Origin of the sequence: Pseudomonas asplenii (assembly GCF_900105475.1) — a bacterium.
Classification (GTDB): Bacteria; Pseudomonadota; Gammaproteobacteria; order Pseudomonadales; family Pseudomonadaceae; genus Aquipseudomonas; species Aquipseudomonas asplenii.
Genome location: NZ_LT629777.1, coordinates 430,638 through 449,802 on the forward strand (window position 1 = coordinate 430,638; position 19,165 = coordinate 449,802).

The following is a 19,165-nucleotide window of genomic DNA, read 5'->3' on the forward strand; positions in this document are numbered from 1 at the left end:
CAGACCCTACAAGGCGCTTGCCCGTTAGCCATTCGACGCACAGGCAAGCCCACCCACGGACCGCGACACGGATCGACCCACCGTTATGTTTGAACACATCGACTTCAACTCTCTGCTCGCCACCTACGGTTACTGGGCCATCTTCATCGGCTGCCTGCTGGAGGGCGAAAGCATCCTGATTCTGGGCGGCATGGCGGCGCACCAGCAGGTCCTGAACCTCTGGACGGTGATTTTCTGGGCAAGCCTTGGGGGTATGCTCGGCGACCAGTTGCTGTTCTGGGCCGGCCGCTTCTTCGGTACCCGCCTGCTGCCACGCCTGCACCGCCAACAGGCGACGATCGACCGGGTCACCGGCCTGATCGTGCGCTACCCCTTGGCGTCGGTGTTTTCCGTGCGTTTTCTCTACGGCATGCGCCTGGTCGGCCCGCTGGTAATCGGCGCCAGCGGCCTGTCGCCGCTGCGCTTCAGTGTGATCAACCTGTTCGGGGCACTGGTCTGGGCCACCCTGTTCGCCTCGGGCGGTTATTGGGCTGGCGAGTTTCTCGAAGAGATGTTCGGCAACCTCAAACCCTATCGTCTGCCCATCGCGGTTGGCGTGGTGCTGTTGATGGCCGGTATCGCCCTGATCCGCCATCAACGGGCCCGGCGCAAGGCGCGCCGGTCAGAGGCGGAACTGCCCGACCATCCCGCGCAGTGAGTTGGCCAGTTGCGCCAGCTCGTGGCTGGAAGCGCTGGTCTGATTCGCGCCGGCCGCAGAGCGCAGCGACAGGTCGCGAATGTTCACCAGGTTGCGGTCGACCTCACGGGCCACCTGGGCCTGCTCCTCGGCAGCACTGGCAATGACCAGATTACGCTCATGAATCTGATGCACCGAGGCCGTGATGGTCTTCAAGGCATCGCCCGCGCGCTCGGCCAGAACCAGGGTACTGGCGGCACGCCGGGAACTGGCCTGCATCGAATCCAGGGCCTGGGTCGAGCTGCTGCGCATGCCATGCACCATCTGCTCGATCTCTTGGGTCGATTGTTGAGTACGATGGGCCAGCGCCCGCACCTCGTCAGCCACCACCGCGAAACCGCGCCCACTCTCGCCGGCACGGGCCGCTTCGATGGCGGCGTTGAGGGCCAGCAGGTTGGTCTGCTCGGCAATCGCCCGAATCACATCGAGCACCTTGCCGATATCCTGAGACTGGGTGGCGAGTGACTGCACCAGTTCGCCGGTCTGCTCCACCTCGCCGGCCAGGGCATTGATCGCCTCGGCCGTTTCACTGACGCGCTCCTGACCCAACTGAGCCGACTCACTGGACTCGCGAGTGGCCTCGGACGTGGACACGGCATTGCGCGCCACCTCTTCCACCGCAGCGGTCATTTCATTGACGGCGGTGGCCGCCTGCTCGATTTCATCGTTCTGCTGTTGCAGGTCCCGGGTGCTGTTGAGCGTCACCGCATTCAACTCGTCCGCTGCGGTCGCCAGTTGCGCCGACGAACCGGTGATGCCCTGCAAGGTGTTGCGCAAAGTCTGCTGCATGGTCGCCAGCGCTTCGAGCAGTTGACTCACCTCGTCAGTGCCTTGCGCCTCGATATCGCGGGTCAGGTCACCACGAGCAACGTTCTGCGCGGCGCCCAGTGCCTCACCCAGCGGCTTGACGATACTGCGGGTGAGCAACATTGCCAGGCCCACGGTCGCCAGGGCGGCCAGGGCGATAAACAGAATGACGACGGTCCGGGAACTGCTGTAGTGCGCCTCGGCCTTCAGGCTCTCGGCCTCGACCCGCTTGCTGAAGAGGTCCGCCAGGTCGGTGAGCTGCTTGCCGGAACCGTCGACCACGGTTTTCATGTCCACCAGCAGCAGTTTGATCAATTCGTCGCGTCGCCCCTGCTCCGCCAGCGTGAACGATTGAGCGATACCTGTGCGGTAAGTGGCGAAGGTCGACTTGAACTGGTCATACAAGACGCGCGTTTCAGGCGTGGTCACCAGCTTGTCGTATGCAACGATCTTCGCGCTCAGTTCCTTGTCGCGGGTATCCATCTGGGAACGGTACGTGGCGATATTCTTCGGGTCCGGGTCCAGGGCCATGCGCAGGGAGATCGTACGGATGCGCAGCATGATCTCGCGAATCTCGTCGCCACCGCGAATACTCGGCAGCCATTGGGTTTCAACCGCCACTTCACTGTCCCGGATACTCGCCATCTTTTCGAGGGCAAACAGGCCAAGCAGAGCCACCAGCAACGCAATCAAAGCGAACCCGAGTGCGGCGCGAGGCGCAATATTCAATCGACGAAGAAACATGACGGCAGCCTTTTCCTGGATGATCCGAAGTGAAATGACGTGGGCGTGGCCGCCGACGATTCACAGCTTATCGGCAAGTCATATGACAACTTGAAATGTACATCGGAAAATAGGGCCAGCTGCCAGCCCCCTGCACACCGACTGGAAGTCTGTTGTGACTGGCGCAAGAAATCCGGTCGCTCTAGGGCGTCTTTTGCCCAGCAGCCGGTACGATCGAGACCTTGTAATGGATGGCGGCGCGATAGCTCGTGCGCAAAATGCGCGTGGCTCGCTTGTTGATCGTATCTGCACTGGCATCCTGTGGAACCAGACTGTGCAGCTCTGTGTGCTGGGTATGAGCCAGCCAGGTCGATACACCCTGGCCCGGGGCGCAAGGCTGGGAAGCAAAACTGACTTTGCCGTCATTTCCTACACATTTGTAGGCATCGCCCGCGATAGCGGTAGCCGAGGTCACGGCCAGGATCATGAAAAACCAGAATTTGCCCATCTTAAGCATCCTTGGCGGCGACGGTCATACCTACATTCGGTGCAGTTGCTGGGCAGCAACGCACGGCTGGCCGGATCTTAAGACCAAAAGACCGGGAGATTAAGTGAAACATCACTTTTCCACCGGCCACAAAAAACCCGCCGAAGCGGGTTCTTTGCTGACCATCACGACTCCTGTCGTCGGCCATCCTGGCCTGGGTCTGTCTTCCATGACGCTGTACACATCCTTGCGTAGCAGCAGTGAGTAAAGATTAACCCCCCGCCCACAGGCCGGAAAGAGGAGATCTCGGTGTCCATTTGTAAGCCTTTCGCCATACCTCGATCGCATTCACTTCAGTCCATGGCCAATCAGCCAACTCCGCTTCCCCTCTTCGAATGATCGGCGCCGCGCAGAAAAACCATCGCATCTGATGGCTATCGAACTTGCAAAGTCCCCGGAGACCACAACACCCTGCAAGCCAGCAGAGACTCCCTGCCTGATCAGGAGGGCCGCGCCATGGATAGGGGATGCCCGATGGTCATGTACCAAGAACCTCCCTCCCACCCTGAAAGCATCACGGGTCCGCCGGCAATAAGTAATGCGCTTTACAGTCACGACTTCCGTGATGCGACTTCGATGGTCAATATGAACTCGCCTCCCCTCTATCGCCAACTCGCCAACCACTACCTCAACGCCATCCAGAACGGAACACTCAAGACCGGTGAACGCTTTCCATCCATTCGCCTGATGATGGAAAAACATGCCATCAGCCTTTCCACCGCCGTCCAGGTCTGTCGTCAACTGGAAGACTACGGCGTGCTGGAAGCCCGCCCACGCTCCGGCAACTTCATTCGCCAACCGGCCAAGCCCCTGGCAATTTCGACCGCCAACGAAGCGCTGCTGCCACTGGATACCAGTCATTACGTCGGTATCCACGAGCAGGTTTCTGCGGTGGTCAAGGCCAGCCAGCAGGCCTCGATCCAGGTCAATCTCGCCAGCGCCTACTGCGGCGCGCAGATCTATCCATTGAAAACACTCCAGGACCACATGATCAAGGCCTTGCGCCAGGATCCGTATCTGCTCGGCAGCCCCTCCCCGGCCAGTGGCGCACGCCCACTGCGCGACTTGCTGGCCCGGCGGGCGCTGGGTTCGAAAATCAGCATCACCGCCGACAAGATCGTCATCACCAACGGTGCCACCGAGGCCATCAATCTGGCCTTGCGCGCGGTGACTCAACCGGGAGACATCGTGGCGGTGGAATCACCGACCTTCTATGGCCTCCTGCAGATTCTCGAAAGTCTGAATCTGCGCGTACTCGAAGTACCGACGACGACCAAGACCGGCATCAACCTGTTCGCCCTCGAACAACTGCTGCAGGGGCCGGAACGGATCAAGGCGCTGATCGTCATTCCCAACCTGCACAACCCACTGGGCAGCGTGATGCCCGATGCACACAAGGCGCTGCTGGTACAACTGTGCGCGGATTACGACACGGTACTGATCGAAGATGACACCTACTCGGACCTGGCCGATACCGAACAGCCGTTGTCGGCCCTGAAAAGCTGGGACCGCCACGGCAACCTGATCTACTGCGCGTCCCTGAACAAAACGCTCGCCCCCGGCCTGCGACTTGGCTGGATTGCCGCGGGGAAATGGCATGAGCGGATCGAGATGCTCAAGCACACGCAATCGCGCAACTGCGAAATGCTGCCGCAACTGGCGGTCGACGCCTTCATGAAGACACCGTCCTACGAGCGCTACCTGAGAAGGCTGCGCGGGCAACTGACGGAGCAGAGAAAGCAGATGAGCAACGCGATCATGCAGCACTTTCCGCAAGGCACGCGCATTACCAATCCCAGTGGCGGGACCTTGCTCTGGGTGGAACTGCCCGCGGGACATTCGTCGCTGGAGCTGTTTCACCAGGCGTTGCAGCAAGGTATCTATATCTCGCCGGGGATGATCTTTTCCAACTCCCGCAGCTTCGATCATTTCATCCGCATCGGTTGTGGAACACCCTACTCGCCCCGTATCGAGAATGCGGTGCAGATCCTCGGACGGTTGATTGCGCGACAGGGCTGAGCCGGTGCTGGGGAAGCCTCCTTATCGCCAGGAGGCCTCCCCATCACGTTACACCCGGTCCAGCGGATGCTCATGCAGGCAGATGATGTGCGGGTCGCCATGCCAGCGCGGGAAGCGCTGGGCCACCTGCGGATCATGCCCAGGAATGACGTGATCCTCACCATCCACCAGGGCATCGATGGTGGCGAAGGCTTCCAGGGTCTGGGCCATGTCATCGAGAATCGGGAACGGGCTGCGCAGACGGATATTGGCCCACAGGTGCGCCGAATCCGAGGCCAGCACGACCCAGCCACGCTGAGTCGGCACCCGGACCACCTGGCTGCCCGGCGTATGCCCGCCCACCGCATGGATCGTCACACCCGGGACGATCTCCGAGGTTCCCTGGTGCAGGCGCAGGCGTCCCTCGAACAATGGCGGAATCGCCGACATCACATCGTCCACCTCGTAGGTCTTGCTGATCGCCCGATGGGTCATCTTCGGCCCGGTGCAGAAACGCAGCTCTTCCTCCTGCAAGTGGATGGTGGCCTTGGGAAACAACCCCAGGTTGCCGGCATGGTCCCAGTGCAGGTGCGTCAGGATCAAGGTCTCGACCTCGGCCGGATCGATCCCCAACCGTTGCAGCGACTCCTCTGGCAATCGGTACATCTCGCGGTTGCGGCGATCCGCCGTGGCCGGTTGGAAGCAGGTGTCCACGACCACGACGTGCCGGTCGTTGCGAATCACCCAGAAGTAATAGTCAAGCGGCATCGGCGCATTGGGATCGCCACAGCAGGCATCGTAGAGAAAGTTCTCCCTGGCGGTACGCTGGGAGTTGGCCCCGACACGGATGGCAAAGACCTCATAGATCGGCGACAGCGATGGATTCGACATACAGGGACTCTCCTCAGGCCGGTTGTGCGGCAGACGCCGCCTTGACGGTCGAACTGAAATCGAAATTCATGTCCGCCGTGATACCCAGGTCCTCGGCCAGTCGATACAAGCCACTGTAGTCGCGCATGATCGCGCTGCCTCGGCTGGCTTCGCGGGTGTCGCCGATGATGACGTCGACATCGGCCACCCCGAGCTGCGTCAGGATCGCCTCCCACATCGAATAGTCCTGGGCCACGAAAGCGTTCAGCGCCTCGGGCAATGTCTGTACGAAGAAACGGCGCTTCTCGGCGTCCATGTGCTCGTACATTACCTTTGCCACTTCGGCGAGCACCTTGCTGTGGGCGTACTCGTCACGGTTGTGCAGTTCGGCGACCCGCCGGTTCTGCGGCTGTATGCTCTGGTCATCGGCGAGCATGTCCAGGTAGGCATTGACGCTGATCTCGGCGACCACCGCAAAGGTGATAGCGGCCAGATCCCGCTGCCAGGCATGGGGCAGTTGGGCACAGAGTGCCTGCAGGCGCAGGTAGGTCACCGACGGTGGCAGGTCCAGGTCCAGTTCCAGATTGCGATCGGCCTTGCTGCGCTGGATCGCCCGCAGGTGCATCAGGGTGTGATAATGCTCGTCGATCAGCGTCTGCTGCATGGCTTCGCGAAAGTGCCAGTCATCCTTGCCCAGATACTGGTTGGCGATGACGCTCAAGGCCGGGTTGACCACACATTCCTCGGCCGTGACGGTACGCAGGTTGTAGCCAATCCAGCCCCAGGTCAGCACGGCGCTTTTCAGTTCCTCGCTCAGCGCCTGAAATTTGGGATGGTGGTAGAACGGGACCATGGCTATCGGATAGTCCGGCTTGCTCGGATCGAATACATCGATCAGCGCAAACTTGTCGCCGGCGCAGACTGTTGCCCGCTTGGTCCAGGCCTTGTTGAGTTGCACGACCAGCTTGTGGTCGACTTTGGCAATGACAATCGCTTGTTGCATGACGTAATACCTGTAGAGCGCGCACGGCAGCCGTGCGCGCAAGCAAAGGGAAGTTGCGGGGCCTGTACGGCTCAGGCGAGCCAGTAGCGGGTCAGGTGCCGCTTGGGATCGCTGTACTGGCTACGGGCATGCATCAGGCGCCAGTTGTCCCAGATCAGCACACAACCATCGGGAATCAGCAAAGGCGTCGAGTGCTCCAGGAAGAACTGCTCGCCCAATGCAGCGATTCGACCCAGGGGCGTGCCGCTGTTACGTGCCTCGGGAGCGCTCAGGTCCTCGCGGGACGGATTCACGTCGCCGTAGTGGAACTGGTTGTAGCTGAAACGAAAGATGTCGCCCTCGGTATTCGCTTTGAAAATGTACTCTTCGAGGACGCGCCGGGTCGTCTCGCCGGGCTTGGCCGTGGCGTTGAAGGCCACCGGGTGGTGTTTGATCCAGTCCTTGAGATCGACGGGCAGAGTCTTGAGAAACTCCAACCCATCAGCCAGTTGCGTGTATCCGCCACCGCAGGTCGCCTGGTGGTGACAGTGCAGTACCAGATAGTGCGGCGGCGGATCGTAGACCGGTGCTTCGGTGTGCGGACCGATGCCATTCATGCTCTGGGAATACGGCAGGTCGTCGAAGCCCGGCTTCAGAGTCACCTCGAAGGTATACAGACCGTTGAACTGCGGGATTACCCGGCCGAATGGCGCCAGCGTCTGGTACAGATCGGCACTGAGTTCCTCGGGCTGCAACAGGGTCCAGCCCTGCTCGGCGAGTTCGCGGTGATGAGGATTCAGGGCGCGTCGCGGAGCCACGTTTGCAACAATTTCTTCCAACATGACGAAAGTCCTTTTTCTGATCAGGCGATGACGGCAGCGGAGTAGGCGGCGATCAGATCACGACAGGCCTGCCCGGGCTGATACTGATGCTCATCAATGCTGCGCACCGGGGTGATCTCGGCGGCGGTTCCGGTCAGGAAACACTCCTCGAAGTCACCCAGCTCCTGCGGCAGTAGCGTGCGTTCGATCACTTCGTAGTCCAGCTCACGCGCCAGGCGGATCACCGTCTGGCGCGTGATGCCATTGAGGAAGCAATCCGGCACCGGTGTATGCAGTTGCCGGCCCCTGACGAAGAAGATATTCGCGCTGGTCGCCTCGGCCACATGACCACGCCAATCGAGCATCAGCGCATCGTGGTAACCGTTGTTCTCGGCGTCGTGCTTGCTCAGGGTCGCGATCATGTAGTGCCCCGAGGCCTTGGCGTCGAACGGGCTGCTGCTCGGTGGTGGACGCCGCCAGACCGCCGTCTTGAGTTTGATTCCAGCCATCCGCGCTGCCGGGTCGAAGTAGCTCGGCCACTGCCAGCAGGCAATCGCCAGGTGGACACTGTTGAAACGGGCCGAAGTCGAGATCATTTCACTGCCGCGCCAAGCCACGGGGCGCAGGTAGCCGTCAGTCACGCCGTTGCGTTCGAGCAAGGCATGGCTGGCATCCTCCAGCGTCTGCAGGTCGTAGGGGATGGTGAAATCCATCAGTTGCGCGGAGCGATACAGGCGCTCGGAATGCGCTCGCAGCTGGAAGATCTTGCCGCCGTAGACACGCTCGCCCTCGTAGACCGTACTGGCGTAGTGCAGCCCATGGGTAAGCACGTGGATCTTCGCTGCCTTCCACTCGACGAACTCGCCGTCGAGCCAGATGTAGCCGTCACGCTGGTCGAAAGGAATCGCTGCCAAGCCACTCATACCGTCACCTCCGCGGTGTTCATCAGGACGCTGGTCACTTCCAGCCCACACAGCCGTGCCTCGGCCATCAATACGCTCGCCTCTTCCTCGGAGGCCGGGATTCCGGCAATCAGGCGATTACGCCGGGTCTGTGCCTGGGGATCGCCGGCCACATTGATACGCTCGCCGGCCTGGGCCGGAGTCGAACGGATGGTTTCCATCAAGCCGGCAAGGCTGCTCTGGAAACTGCGCAGGTCGGTGAAGGCAGAGATATCCAGGGCGATCATGAAATGACCGATCTGACGCCCCTTGCTGAAAGAGCCGGTGTCCAGATGATCCAGTTGGTGATCCAGCGGCATGCCGGTCAGCAGGCAACTGAGCACCTGCACCATCATCGCCAGCCCCTGTCCCTTGTAGCCACCCAGAGGGGACAGCGAAACCACCTCATCCGGCTCGGCGGTATCGTTGCCATCCTTGTCCAGCGCCCATCCCAGCGGCAGCGACAGACCGAGCTTGCGGTAATGCTTGACCTGGGAGTAGGAGATCTGACTGGTTGCCATGTCGAGCACGAACGGTTGTTCGTCCGCCGGCGCGGTGAAACAGATCGGGTTGGTACCGAACATCGGCTGCTTGCCCTTGAACGGCGCCATACGCGCGGCAGCGCTGGTGGTGACGATACCGATCATGCCGCTGTTGGCGATCTCCAGTCCGTAGACCGACGCTGCGCCGAAGTGGTTGGAGTTGCCGACGCCGACTGCGGCGATGCCGCTGCTGCGAGCCTCCTGAACAGCGAGCTTGGCCGCGTACATGCCAGCCACGGTGCCCAGTGCCTGGTCGGCGTCGAGGACCATCACGTTACCGTTGCGTCGTTGCACATGGATGTTCGGAATCGCATGGCTACGGCCTTCATCCAGCTCCCGCAGGTACAGGGGGAGCAGGCGCAGGCCATGGGTATCGACCCCCATCAGCGAAGTGTCCACAAGGGCATTGGCGAACCATTTGGCGTGCTCCGTCGACACGCCGCGGCGTTTGACCGCCTGGGCACAGACCTGGCGAGCAGTGTGCGGATTCAGATAAATCATGGTGTTCATTCCATCGAATGGGTTTGAGATCAAACGGCTTCCAGCACGGCGGGAATCAGTTTCGGCGGCGCGGTACTCTCGTTCTGGAAGAAGAAGAGCTCTTCGCCGAAGGCCGGGACCAATTCATCGAACCAGGTCGCCTGCGGATCGAACTTGGCGTAGAAGGTTCGCAATACCCACTGTGGATCGCGGGCCTGGAGAAATTGCAGGACGAAGACTTTCTCACCGGCCACGGTCTCGATCCCGTTGATCACCACCTTGCCGTAGAACGTACTCATCGACGGTCCGCGCACGGTGCGCGCCAACCCGGAAACCGTACGATAAGCCGACTGGTAGATCTCGAAGGCGCGGTACAACGGCATCGCGAAGTAGTGGCTGGGACCGGTATCGCGCTCGACGAAGAAGTAGTAGGGAATAGCGCCCAGCCGTACCCCTTCGGTCCACAGCGCCGCCCAGTCGGCCGGATCTTCGTTGATGTGGCGAATCAGCGGCGCCTGGATCCGCAGGGTCGCGCCGGACGAGCGGATCCGCTGGATGGCCTGGCGGGCCATGTCCTGCCTGATCTCTACCGGATGGTTGTAGTGCCCCATCACCGACAGATTCTTGCCACTGGCCACCACCCGCCTGAACAGATCGATCAGGGCGTCGGCATCCTTGTCCGTGACAAAGCGTTGTGGCCAGTAGGCGACCGACTTGGTACCCAGGCGGATACTCTTGATATGCGCCATGTCCGGCGCCAGCAGCGGCTCGATGTACTCGGCCAGGGAGCGGGTGTTCATGATCAGCGGATCACCACCAGTGATCAGCACGTCCGTGACCTCGGTATGCACCCGCAGGTAAGCCGCCAGTTCCTGGGATTCGCGGGCGTTGAACTTGAGCTCATCCTCACCGATGAACTGCGCCCAGCGGAAACAGAAGGTGCAGTAGGCATGACAGGTCTGACCGGCACCGGGAAAGAACAGCACAGTTTCCCGATACTTGTGCTGGATACCCGACAAGGGCTTGCCGTCCAGGGTCACGGTGTTATGAGTCAGTTGTCCGGCCGGATGCGGGTTCATCCGTTGCCAGACCTGTTCCACCTGACGCTTGACCGCCGCGCTGTCATCCCCATCGATCAGGGCCTTCAGAGCCTCGTACTCATGGGGATGAAGCATGTCGCGGTGGGGAAAGGTCATGCGGAAAATCGGATCGTCCGGAATATTGTTCCAGTCGATCAGGGTACTGAGCACGTAATCGTTGGTGCGAAACGGCATGACCTTGGATACGACTGTCATTGCTTCCTGCAACTGCGGAGTCAGCCTTTGCCAATACACCGTATCGCGGATAGTTCGTGAATTATAAGGTTTATACTTTTGCGGTTCGGACATTCCCTGCATGACAGCGCTCCTGAAGATTCTGTTATGAGTTCGGCTATTTATGACTTTGAACCAGACAGATTTGCCGGATAGTTACCCGGCGATCACAGACAAAAAAAATCCCATTGCCCTGAGCGTCATATAAACGCGGCAACTTGTTTTTATTAATTAGAGGTCATCGACCACTGCCAGCAACTTCGTGCCTATTGGGATCTTCACGCCACTCATCAAGATCAATCGATCCTTGTCCCCAACGGATCGACCAGGGCGCTTTCAGCTTGCAGGCAACGGCGTCACGCGCTCCTGCCCGACCCAGGCCTGGACACTGGCGCGGCTCCACTGCCGACGGACATAGGCCGCCAATGGCTCGGGCATCTCGTCACCATTGGCCAGCAGGCGGTTGAGCATGATCGCCAAGTCCGTATCGGCAATACTCCAATCACCGAACAGATGGCCATCGCTGTCACCCAGAAAGGTACCCGCCACCCGATACAGACGCTCTACAGCCGCCTTGGCCGCATCGGACAGGGGTTGATCGCGCTTGCCGAAATAGATCAGGTCGGCCGGCCGCTCCTGCCGGATCACCAATAGATCGCTGCGCAAACAGGCCTGCAGTTGACGGGCCCGGGCACGCTCTTGCAGACCACGGGGCAGAACCGATTTATGGCCTGCATCGGCAAATGCCTCGTCGAGGTACTCGGCGATGGCCGACGACTCGGTCAGGGCGAAACCGTTGTGCACCAGGGTCGGCACCTTGCAGGTCAGCGACAGGTCACGATAGGCCGGCAGGTAGTTATCGCGCTTCTTGAGATCGACAGTGACGATATCAAACGGAAGTTCTTTTTCTTTCAACGCAACAAAAGCCGACATCGCAAAAGCGCTGACAAAATCGGCGCCAACATGAAGAGTTAGTTTTTGCTCAAGCACAGGATGTTCCCTTCCTTCTTCAGATATATGAAAGCCTTAACCGAATTGCTCGATTAAAAACTGTCCGGCAGGCAGACAACCAGGCAACGTACAGGTGTACACCCGGTTGCCATCACTCGAATTAACTCAGAGATACTGCCTACGAGATGGATCGTAAATAACTGCATGAACCTTCGATAGATACAGAAAATATCAGTTTGTATCGATACAGATGACGGCTGAATGAGGGAATGCTTGCAGCGATCTTCGGGAGAGAAAGAGCGGGGCGCGGAGGGAAATAGCAGGCATGAATGCAGACAGGGAGCCAGCGGACGCTGGCTCCCTGTCGGGGAGAACAATGAGGGGGGATTGTGCCGCGTTATCGGGCCTTGCTGATCCGGCCGTTCTGATCAGCAAAATTTGACAGCGCCGCCACCTGCGGCATGTTGCTGATGTTGAGCATGACCAGTGCCTCGTCCACGGAGCCATTGACGAACCCGTGGGAGTTCCAGGCGGGCACGACGATCACGTCACCTGCACTGACCGGCACGGGCTGGGCATCACCCAGGGTCAGTTGCCCCTGGCCCGACTGGATGATGAACAGGTGCCACCAGGTATGGGCATGCTGGTTCAGAGTGGAGCCGGGGTTCAGCCATTGCATCGAGATCACGGTACCCGGCAGGATTTCGCAACCGCCAATGCTCGACTCGCTCGACAGCGCGACGATGTCGGTATCACCAGGTTGCATATCGCGTTGCAGGCTGGCCAGGTCCGACCCCTTCCATACCTGCGGTCGAGGTGACTCGCCCTGCAGACTGTCGCGAAAATCCTGGTAGGTGAAAAAGCTGCCTTTGAAGGTGTCCATGTGTCATTCCATTTTTTTGCGGCGAAACGTTCCCACCGCGCAGACATTGATTTTATAGCTGGCGCAACGCCCCTTCGTTAACCGCGGCAATGATATCGACTTCAATGGCGGCATTCTTCGGCAACTGATACACCCCAACCGTCGTCCGGGTATGCCGGCCGGCATCTCCCAATACTCGATGGAACACATCCGAAGCACCGTTGGCGACCTCACTGAGTTCGGGAAAATCCTCTGTCGACTTGACGTAGACCGTCACCCGCGCAAGGGACTTTATGCGATCCAGCGAGCCAATGGTTTGCAGAATCAACGCCAGCCCGCGCATGGCGCTGATACCGGCAGCTTTCTGCGCCTCTTGCAGAGTCAGGTTGGCGCCGACCCGGCCGGGAAGGATCACCTTGCCGCTCATCATCGGTACAAGGCCGCTGACGAACACCTGGTCATGCAGCCGCAGTACTGGCGAGTAATGCCCTCCAGCGGTATTTTCGCCATAGATGTCATAAGCCAGTTCCTGGGCTACAGCGATAAAACGTTCATCACACGACATCGACATCACTTCCTTATGAGACTGGGCAAGCTCCGGGATTGAAGACTCAAGCCATGAGCCACCGGGGTTCACGACAGGGCCTCTTCACGCCGGGCTGAGGGTTCGACTTCCAGCGGCGCGACAATGATCTGCGACTCGATGGCCTTGACCAGCCTCAGCAGTTGCTCGTTGAGCATGGAATAGTCGCTGTTGAAGAGAATGACGTGGCCAATGAACGAGGTGTTGTCCGTCACCAGAGCACAAACGCGCTCACCCACGCCCTTGCTGTACAACGCCTCTATCACCTCGATACCCAGTTCGGCAGCCAACCCCCGGATGTCCGGCAGATGTTGAAGCTCACCATTGGCCGGAGCACTCAGCAGCCGTATACCACAGTAGCCTTGCGCTACCGGCTGCTGCGCCTCCATCCGCCCTTCTACCGCCCAGCGCACCCAGCTTTCCCAGGGGTTGTAGGCGGCAAAGGCTTTGCAGGCGAGGTCCCAGATGTGCATGCCACCTGGGCGCATGTTGGTTTCCACGGCCGAGGTCAGGCCGTTACGCTTGAAAAACACCTCGTTGTGATAAGCCCCATTGTGCGGCGAAACCAGCTGGCGCATATGCTCGCCCGCGGAGGCGATGGCCGTCAGGGCATCACCACTCAGCGGCGCCGGGACCACCTGCTGGATCTCGGCACGATAGGCACCTTCAGTGGTGGTTTTCTCGGTGATCCAGGAACATCCCGCTACGCAGTCCCAACTGTATTCCCGGGCCTCCTCCACCAGCTCTTCGACAATGATGCCACCCGAGCGATACTGCTCCAGCGCGGCCCAGGCCTCGGCGCATTCGGCCAGCGAGTGAATGACCCGGCAACCCCGGCTGGCGCCCTCGCAGGCGGGCTTGATGAAGGCCTTGCCGCCCAGTGCCTGAACGCGCTGACGCAATTCATCCAGTTGCTCGACCCGGCAGGAAAACACCGGCTGATAAGTCGCCGGTGAGCTGGGCGAAGCCGCTTCCAGGCGGCGGAAGATTTCCTTGTCCAGACCAGCACGGGCCTCATCGGGGGTAATCCCCGGCAAGCCATGGCGCGTGGCCAGACCGGCACCGAGCAGGACTCCACGGTCGGAAAACGGCAGGACACCGATCAGGTTCCACTGTTCGAGGTCCAGGCAGCCGCACACCGCCTCCAGGGCGCAATCCAGGTGTTCGGCGGCAAGCGAGGTGGTCCAGACGTAGTCCGCCACTTCGTAGTCTTCCAACTGGACCTTCTCCACCAGCAGGATCAGCTTGGCCTGATAAAGCGACTGGCACAGCTGGCGCAGCTTGGCGATGTCATGCACGCGATTGCCGTTGTAACCGACCACGATCACACAGGGTTTTGTACTCATGTCAGATCTCCCCTGCGGACTCAGTCATTCAACGGTGCGTTGAGTTTGCGATTGAGGCCGTACCAGGCCAGGATCCCGAGGGCACCGATCAACCCCAGAACGTAGGCGTTGTAGGGATCCGGCAGTACCCGCATCAACAGCACGGTCACACCGGCACCGACACCCAGGGACACCTCCTTGGCGAACATGCTGTTCTGCTTCACGGAAAAGTAGTCCAGATAGCTGAACGCACACTCGGCGATGGACAGCAGGGTGACCCAGATGAATGCGCCGAGCAGGGTCTGCACATGGAAAAGCGCAGGCGAGGAAAGCACGAGGAAGCCGGCGAAGATGATGCCGATCACGGTGAATACCTTGAACCGGCCGGTCGCCTCGATGACCCGCATCACCGGCACCTGCAGAAACACCACAACAGCACTGTTGAGGATCAGCATCAGGCCATACCAGGAGGGCAATTCGCCGGTTTCCCGCAGGATCGCCTGGGGCAGGATGGAAAACACGCCGAACAGCTTGATACCCATGATGATCCCGGCGATCACCCAGGGCAGTTTGCCCAGCCAGCCGGTACCACCCTGGCTCTTCGTCGGAGTGGAAATGACCGGCAGCTGGATGCTCGCGCCAATGGCGACCGGCAGGCACATCAGGACAAAACCGGCAGCGCCGAGAAAGAACAGGGTGGGAGTCAATTGTGGCGACAACAGGATCAGGCCGGCGATCAGGCTGCCCATGTTCATGGCCACACGGTTATACGCCGCCCCCTCCTTGGTCTGGGCTGCCTCGCTCTTGATCAGATAACCGGCGATGGCGATCCCGTAGGCGAACAGGGCCGCACCGAACATGACAATCCCCTGGTCCTTGGTCAGAGCCAGCAGTACCAATCCCCCCGCAGCGCACAGCAGGGTGACGCCGAGGGAGCGACGCCCCAGCAGCAGCAGGGTCAATGGCAACAATAGCAGGAGTGCGCGATAGCCCAACGCCAGGATACTGTTGGTGGCGGTGTCGAGCCAGACGTTGGCCTTGCCCAATACTGCGAACAGCGACACCGCAGTAATGATCCGAATAATGAACAAGCGGACGTTAACGGCCGGCTTGGTCATCTCGGCTGTTGTTTCAAGACTCATGGAAAACCTCTTCAATCAGAACGACACACTGGATGATGGAGTCGATACTAGTGAGCGAAGGTCTTCTTGATCAGAGCAAGTTGGACTAGAATCATCCGAACTTTATTGCTCGGATGACCAGTAAAATGCAGGCGCAAAGAGCCGTAATCGCTGCTATCGAGTTCGAGTCCGGCCCGCCACTGGTCCAGCAGATCGTTGAACACTTCACTTCGGCTATCAGCCAGGGATCCCTGCAACACGGAGCCAAGCTACCGCCAATACGCGAACTCTCCGAGTTGATGAGCGTCGGCAAATCGACCGTCGTCGAAGCTCTGGACCGCCTGCGGGCCAAGGGCCTGATCGCCTCCCGGCAAGGCTCGGGACACTATGTCACGCGCCTCAGCGCGGCCGCCCATGCCGGCGTTGGCCGTGACCTGCTGCCGCAGGACACCCTCAGCGTGGTGCGGCGCGCCCTGCTGCTGGACAACGGGGCCCTGCGCCCCGGCTGCGGCTTCCTGCCCTCCTCCTGGCTGCCTGCCGAAGAATTGCTCAAGGCCGCCCGCGGCGCCCTGCGCGCAACCACCCTGCGCATGGGTGAAGCAGGCCTACCCGCCGGTTATCTACCGTTGCGCCAGGCCCTGCGGGTCAAACTGGCGAGCTTCGGTATTGAAGTTCCGGTCGAGCAGATCGTGACCACCGCCAACACGGTGCAGGCCATCGACATGCTGATGCGCCTGTTGATCAAGCCGGGCGATACGGTGCTGCTGGATGATCCCTGCTATTTCAACCTGCGTTCGAACCTGTCGCTGCATGGCGCCAAGGCGATCAGCATCGCCCGCAGTTGCGAGGGGCTGGACTTCACCTGCCTGGAACAGTTGCTCGAACAACATCGTCCGGTGCTGTATCTGACCAACACCACGCTGCACAACCCGACCGGACACTCCTTTTCCCCGGCCCAGGTCTATCGCCTGCTGGAGTTGAGCCACCGCTATGACTTTCATATCGTCGAGGACGACCTGTACTGCGATATCCAGCACAAGCGCACACCTCGACTGGCCGCCGCCGGTGGCTTGGAAAACATCAGCTATGTGTCGGGCTTCACCAAGACGCTGAGCGCCAACAGTCGGGTCAGTTACGCCGTGCTGGCGCCACAGTTGGCGGCGCGGATGATCGCGCTGAAGATGATGAGCGGCGGCGTGACCTCGGAGCTGGCCGAACAGATGACCTACCGGATGCTCAGCGATGGCAGCTACACCCGACATGCCCGGCGACTGGTCGACCGCCTGTACGAGTCGAATGCGCGGGTCGCGCAGTGGCTGGGCGAAGCCGGTTGCGCGGTCTCCTCCTGTCCAGGAGAGGGGCTCTTTCTCTGGACCCGCCTGCCGGCCGGCATGGACGCCGAGGTGCTGGCTCGCAAGGGCCTGGAAAATGACATCGTACTGGCGCCGGGCACCTTGCTCAGCGTGACGGACGACGCGACGAGTTTCCTGCGGTTCAACGTTGCCCACAGCGATGATGAACGTGTCCGGGAACGCTTCCTGCGATTGCTCGACGAATGAGTCACCTGGCACAAGGCTTCTCGACAAGGCAGGTACCTGGACGCTTTGTGGCGGGACTCACGGCCTATTCGCCGGCAAGCGGTTGGACAACCCCATAAAAAAACCCCGCACTTCCTGGGAAGGCGGGGCTTTTCAGTGATGCGGGTTACTCAGTGCGCATAAGTCAGCAACAACTCGGTCGGCACTTTGAAATCCAGGGACATCATCACGCTCAAGGCGGTAATGGTGAAGATCGAGAACACGAACAGCTTGCGTGCCCAGACTGTGTCATCCACTGCCTTGTAACCGGTCCAGGCCATGTACAACCAGTACATGCCCATGGCCGCGGCGACGGCGAGGTAGCTCATGCCGGCATAGCCGCTGAAGGTCAGCATCAGCGTCGCGGCGACGAAAGCCAGGATGTAGAGCAGGATGTGCTTCTTGGCTACCATGATTCCACGCTTGACTGGCAACACCGGGATCGATGCAGCCAGGTAATCGTTGAAACGGAAGATCGCGATAGCGTAGGAATGCGGCATCTGCCACAAGCTGAACATCACCAGCAGCGTCAACGCTGCCATGTCGAAGCTGTTGCTCACCGCCACATAGCCGATCACCGGTGGCATCGCCCCCGACAGACTGCCGATCAGCGTGCCGTGAACCGACTTGCGCTTGAAGTACAGGCTGTAGAGGCCGACGTAGATGATGAAACCGATCACCGCGAACAGCGCCGCCAACGGGTTGGCGACGCGGTACAGCAAGGCCACGCCGGCCACGCCGAGCAAGGTTGCATAGACCAGTGCCAGTTTCAGGGAGATCAGTCCCTGGACCAGCACGCGGTTCTTGGTGCGTTCCATCTTCAGGTCGATGTCACGGTCGATGCAGTTGTTGAACACGCAACCGGACGCGACCACCAGCGAAGTGCCGATCATGGCCGCCAGGAAGATGGCCAGATCGACATGCCCCTTGGAGGCCAGGAAGAAACCACCCGCCACAGAAAGCACGTTACCGAAAATGATCCCCGGTTTGGTGATTTGGATAAAGTGCTTGAGCGACATCGGGTTTACCTCACTTCGCCATCATGACGGCGTGGATGGTGAACATGATCCACAGCGACAGACCTACCAGCAGGACGATCACCAGCGCCGCGAAGATAAACGCGATCACGTTGTTACGTTGCGCGGCGGAGCGATCCAGGTGCAGGAAGTACACCAGATGCACCAGCACCTGGATGACTGCGAAGATCAGCACGATCCACAGGGTCGCGGCTTTAGGCAGCGACGGGTACATCACCAGGCCGAACGGGATGGCAGTCAGAATGATCGACAGGACAAAGCCGATCATGTAGGACTTCACGCTGCCATGGTTGGCATCACTGGAATGGTGTGCATTAGCCATTTACAGGGTCCCCATCAGGTAAACAACGGTGAATACGCAGATCCACACGACGTCCAGGAAGTGCCAGAACAGGCTCAGGCAGCTCAGGCGGGTGGTGTTGGTCGGCGTCAGGCCTTTTTTCCAGACCTGGTACATCATCACGGCCATCCAGATCAGGCCGCTGGTGACGTGCAGACCGTGGGTCCCGACCAGGGTGAAGAAGCCGGACAGGAAGCCGCTGCGGTTAGGACCGTAGCCTTCTTCGATCAGCTTGTGGAATTCGTTGATTTCCATGCCGATGAAGCCCAGGCCGAACAGGAAGGTGATCGCCAACCAGCCCAGTACCTGACTTTTCTTGCCCTTGAACAACGCCAGCATGGCGAAGCCGTAGGTGATCGAGCTGAGCAACAGGCAGGCGGTTTCGCCCAACACGTATGGCAGTTCGAAGATGTCGTGGCCCGACGGGCCACCCGCTACGTTGTTAACCAGTACCGCGTACGCTGCGAAGATCGACGCAAACAGGATGCAGTCGGTCATCAGGTAGAGCCAGAAACCGAATACGGTCATCTCGCCCGAGTCGTGGTGATGGTCATCGTGCCCATGGTCATGACCATGGGCGTGTCCAGCATGAGTCACTGCGTTCGACAT

Annotated in this window: 19 protein-coding genes; 3 read left to right on the forward strand and 16 right to left on the reverse strand. The window is 60.1% G+C overall.

Features of this window, described 5'->3' with window-relative positions; translation table 11 throughout:
• Positions 1 to 85 precede the first annotated feature (85 nt).
• Complete coding sequence (locus tag BLU37_RS01970; protein WP_090202074.1) at positions 86 to 697, forward strand: DedA family protein; 612 nt, start codon at positions 86 to 88, stop codon at positions 695 to 697.
• Here the strand turns inward: BLU37_RS01970 and BLU37_RS01975 are convergent.
• Together BLU37_RS01975 and BLU37_RS01980 are read right to left on the reverse strand one after the other, a co-directional pair.
• The gene (locus BLU37_RS01975; RefSeq protein WP_090202075.1) at positions 662 to 2,287 is read right to left on the reverse strand and encodes a methyl-accepting chemotaxis protein; all 1,626 of its coding nucleotides are present in this window, start codon (positions 2,285 to 2,287) and stop codon (positions 662 to 664) included. The two genes, BLU37_RS01970 and BLU37_RS01975, sit on opposite strands and share 36 nt — an antisense overlap.
• Positions 2,288 to 2,468: 181 nt before the next feature.
• Positions 2,469 to 2,774 (reverse strand): DUF4124 domain-containing protein, encoded by a 306-nt coding sequence (locus BLU37_RS01980; protein WP_090202076.1) that lies wholly within the window; start codon positions 2,772 to 2,774, stop codon positions 2,469 to 2,471.
• Positions 2,775 to 3,398: 624 nt separating this feature from the next.
• Here BLU37_RS01980 and BLU37_RS01985 point away from each other — a divergent pair.
• Positions 3,399 to 4,832, forward strand: coding sequence for an aminotransferase-like domain-containing protein (locus tag BLU37_RS01985; RefSeq protein WP_090210887.1), 1,434 nt, complete (start codon positions 3,399 to 3,401; stop codon positions 4,830 to 4,832).
• Between the two features lie 48 nt (positions 4,833 to 4,880).
• Here BLU37_RS01985 and BLU37_RS01990 read toward each other — a convergent pair whose 3' ends face one another.
• The 11 genes from BLU37_RS01990 to BLU37_RS02040 form a co-directional block, all read right to left on the reverse strand.
• Positions 4,881 to 5,702: an N-acyl homoserine lactonase family protein gene (locus BLU37_RS01990; RefSeq protein WP_090202077.1), complete on the reverse strand. Its 822-nt coding sequence runs from the start codon at positions 5,700 to 5,702 to the stop codon at positions 4,881 to 4,883.
• A gap of 13 nt (positions 5,703 to 5,715) precedes the next feature.
• Positions 5,716 to 6,684: a diiron oxygenase gene (locus BLU37_RS01995; RefSeq protein WP_090202078.1), complete on the reverse strand. Its 969-nt coding sequence runs from the start codon at positions 6,682 to 6,684 to the stop codon at positions 5,716 to 5,718.
• A gap of 71 nt (positions 6,685 to 6,755) precedes the next feature.
• Positions 6,756 to 7,505 carry a TauD/TfdA family dioxygenase gene (locus tag BLU37_RS02000; protein ID WP_090202079.1) on the reverse strand — a complete coding sequence of 250 codons (750 nt, stop codon included), beginning with the start codon at positions 7,503 to 7,505 and terminating at the stop codon, positions 6,756 to 6,758.
• Between the two features lie 20 nt (positions 7,506 to 7,525).
• Complete coding sequence (locus tag BLU37_RS02005; RefSeq protein WP_172833078.1) at positions 7,526 to 8,398, reverse strand: branched-chain amino acid aminotransferase; 873 nt, start codon at positions 8,396 to 8,398, stop codon at positions 7,526 to 7,528.
• A gap of 5 nt (positions 8,399 to 8,403) precedes the next feature.
• Positions 8,404 to 9,468, reverse strand: a complete 1,065-nt coding sequence (locus tag BLU37_RS02010) for an Ldh family oxidoreductase (protein WP_010452680.1) — start codon at positions 9,466 to 9,468, stop codon at positions 8,404 to 8,406.
• A gap of 29 nt (positions 9,469 to 9,497) precedes the next feature.
• Complete coding sequence (locus BLU37_RS02015) at positions 9,498 to 10,844, reverse strand: KamA family radical SAM protein (RefSeq protein WP_090202081.1); 1,347 nt, start codon at positions 10,842 to 10,844, stop codon at positions 9,498 to 9,500.
• A 252-nt stretch (positions 10,845 to 11,096) separates the two neighbouring features.
• Positions 11,097 to 11,750: a glutathione transferase gene (gene yfcF, locus BLU37_RS02020; protein ID WP_090202082.1), complete on the reverse strand. Its 654-nt coding sequence runs from the start codon at positions 11,748 to 11,750 to the stop codon at positions 11,097 to 11,099.
• A gap of 358 nt (positions 11,751 to 12,108) precedes the next feature.
• On the reverse strand, positions 12,109 to 12,594 hold the full coding sequence (locus tag BLU37_RS02025) for a cupin domain-containing protein (protein ID WP_090202083.1): 486 nt from the start codon (positions 12,592 to 12,594) through the stop codon (positions 12,109 to 12,111).
• 52 nt (positions 12,595 to 12,646) lie between these two features.
• A complete protein-coding gene (locus BLU37_RS02030) occupies positions 12,647 to 13,138 on the reverse strand; it encodes a RidA family protein (protein WP_010452674.1) in 492 nt (163 codons plus the stop codon).
• Positions 13,139 to 13,206: 68 nt separating this feature from the next.
• Positions 13,207 to 14,502 (reverse strand): ATP-grasp domain-containing protein, encoded by a 1,296-nt coding sequence (locus BLU37_RS02035; protein ID WP_090202084.1) that lies wholly within the window; start codon positions 14,500 to 14,502, stop codon positions 13,207 to 13,209.
• A gap of 20 nt (positions 14,503 to 14,522) precedes the next feature.
• Positions 14,523 to 15,623 (reverse strand): hypothetical protein, encoded by a 1,101-nt coding sequence (locus BLU37_RS02040; protein ID WP_026007512.1) that lies wholly within the window; start codon positions 15,621 to 15,623, stop codon positions 14,523 to 14,525.
• Between the two features lie 125 nt (positions 15,624 to 15,748).
• Between BLU37_RS02040 and BLU37_RS02045 the strand changes: the two genes are divergently transcribed.
• Positions 15,749 to 17,161 (forward strand): aminotransferase-like domain-containing protein, encoded by a 1,413-nt coding sequence (locus tag BLU37_RS02045; RefSeq protein WP_090210888.1) that lies wholly within the window; start codon positions 15,749 to 15,751, stop codon positions 17,159 to 17,161.
• A gap of 149 nt (positions 17,162 to 17,310) precedes the next feature.
• On the opposite strand, the gene cyoE is transcribed toward BLU37_RS02045, so the two are convergent.
• The 3 genes from cyoE to BLU37_RS02060 are packed head-to-tail and all read right to left on the reverse strand — an operon-like array spanning position 17,311 to position 19,165.
• Positions 17,311 to 18,198, reverse strand: a complete 888-nt coding sequence (gene cyoE / locus BLU37_RS02050; RefSeq protein ID WP_090202085.1) for a heme o synthase — start codon at positions 18,196 to 18,198, stop codon at positions 17,311 to 17,313.
• 10 nt (positions 18,199 to 18,208) lie between these two features.
• Positions 18,209 to 18,538 (reverse strand): cytochrome o ubiquinol oxidase subunit IV, encoded by a 330-nt coding sequence (cyoD, locus tag BLU37_RS02055; protein ID WP_010452664.1) that lies wholly within the window; start codon positions 18,536 to 18,538, stop codon positions 18,209 to 18,211.
• Positions 18,539 to 19,165: a cytochrome o ubiquinol oxidase subunit III gene (locus BLU37_RS02060; RefSeq protein ID WP_019361249.1), complete on the reverse strand. Its 627-nt coding sequence runs from the start codon at positions 19,163 to 19,165 to the stop codon at positions 18,539 to 18,541. It lies immediately after the preceding gene.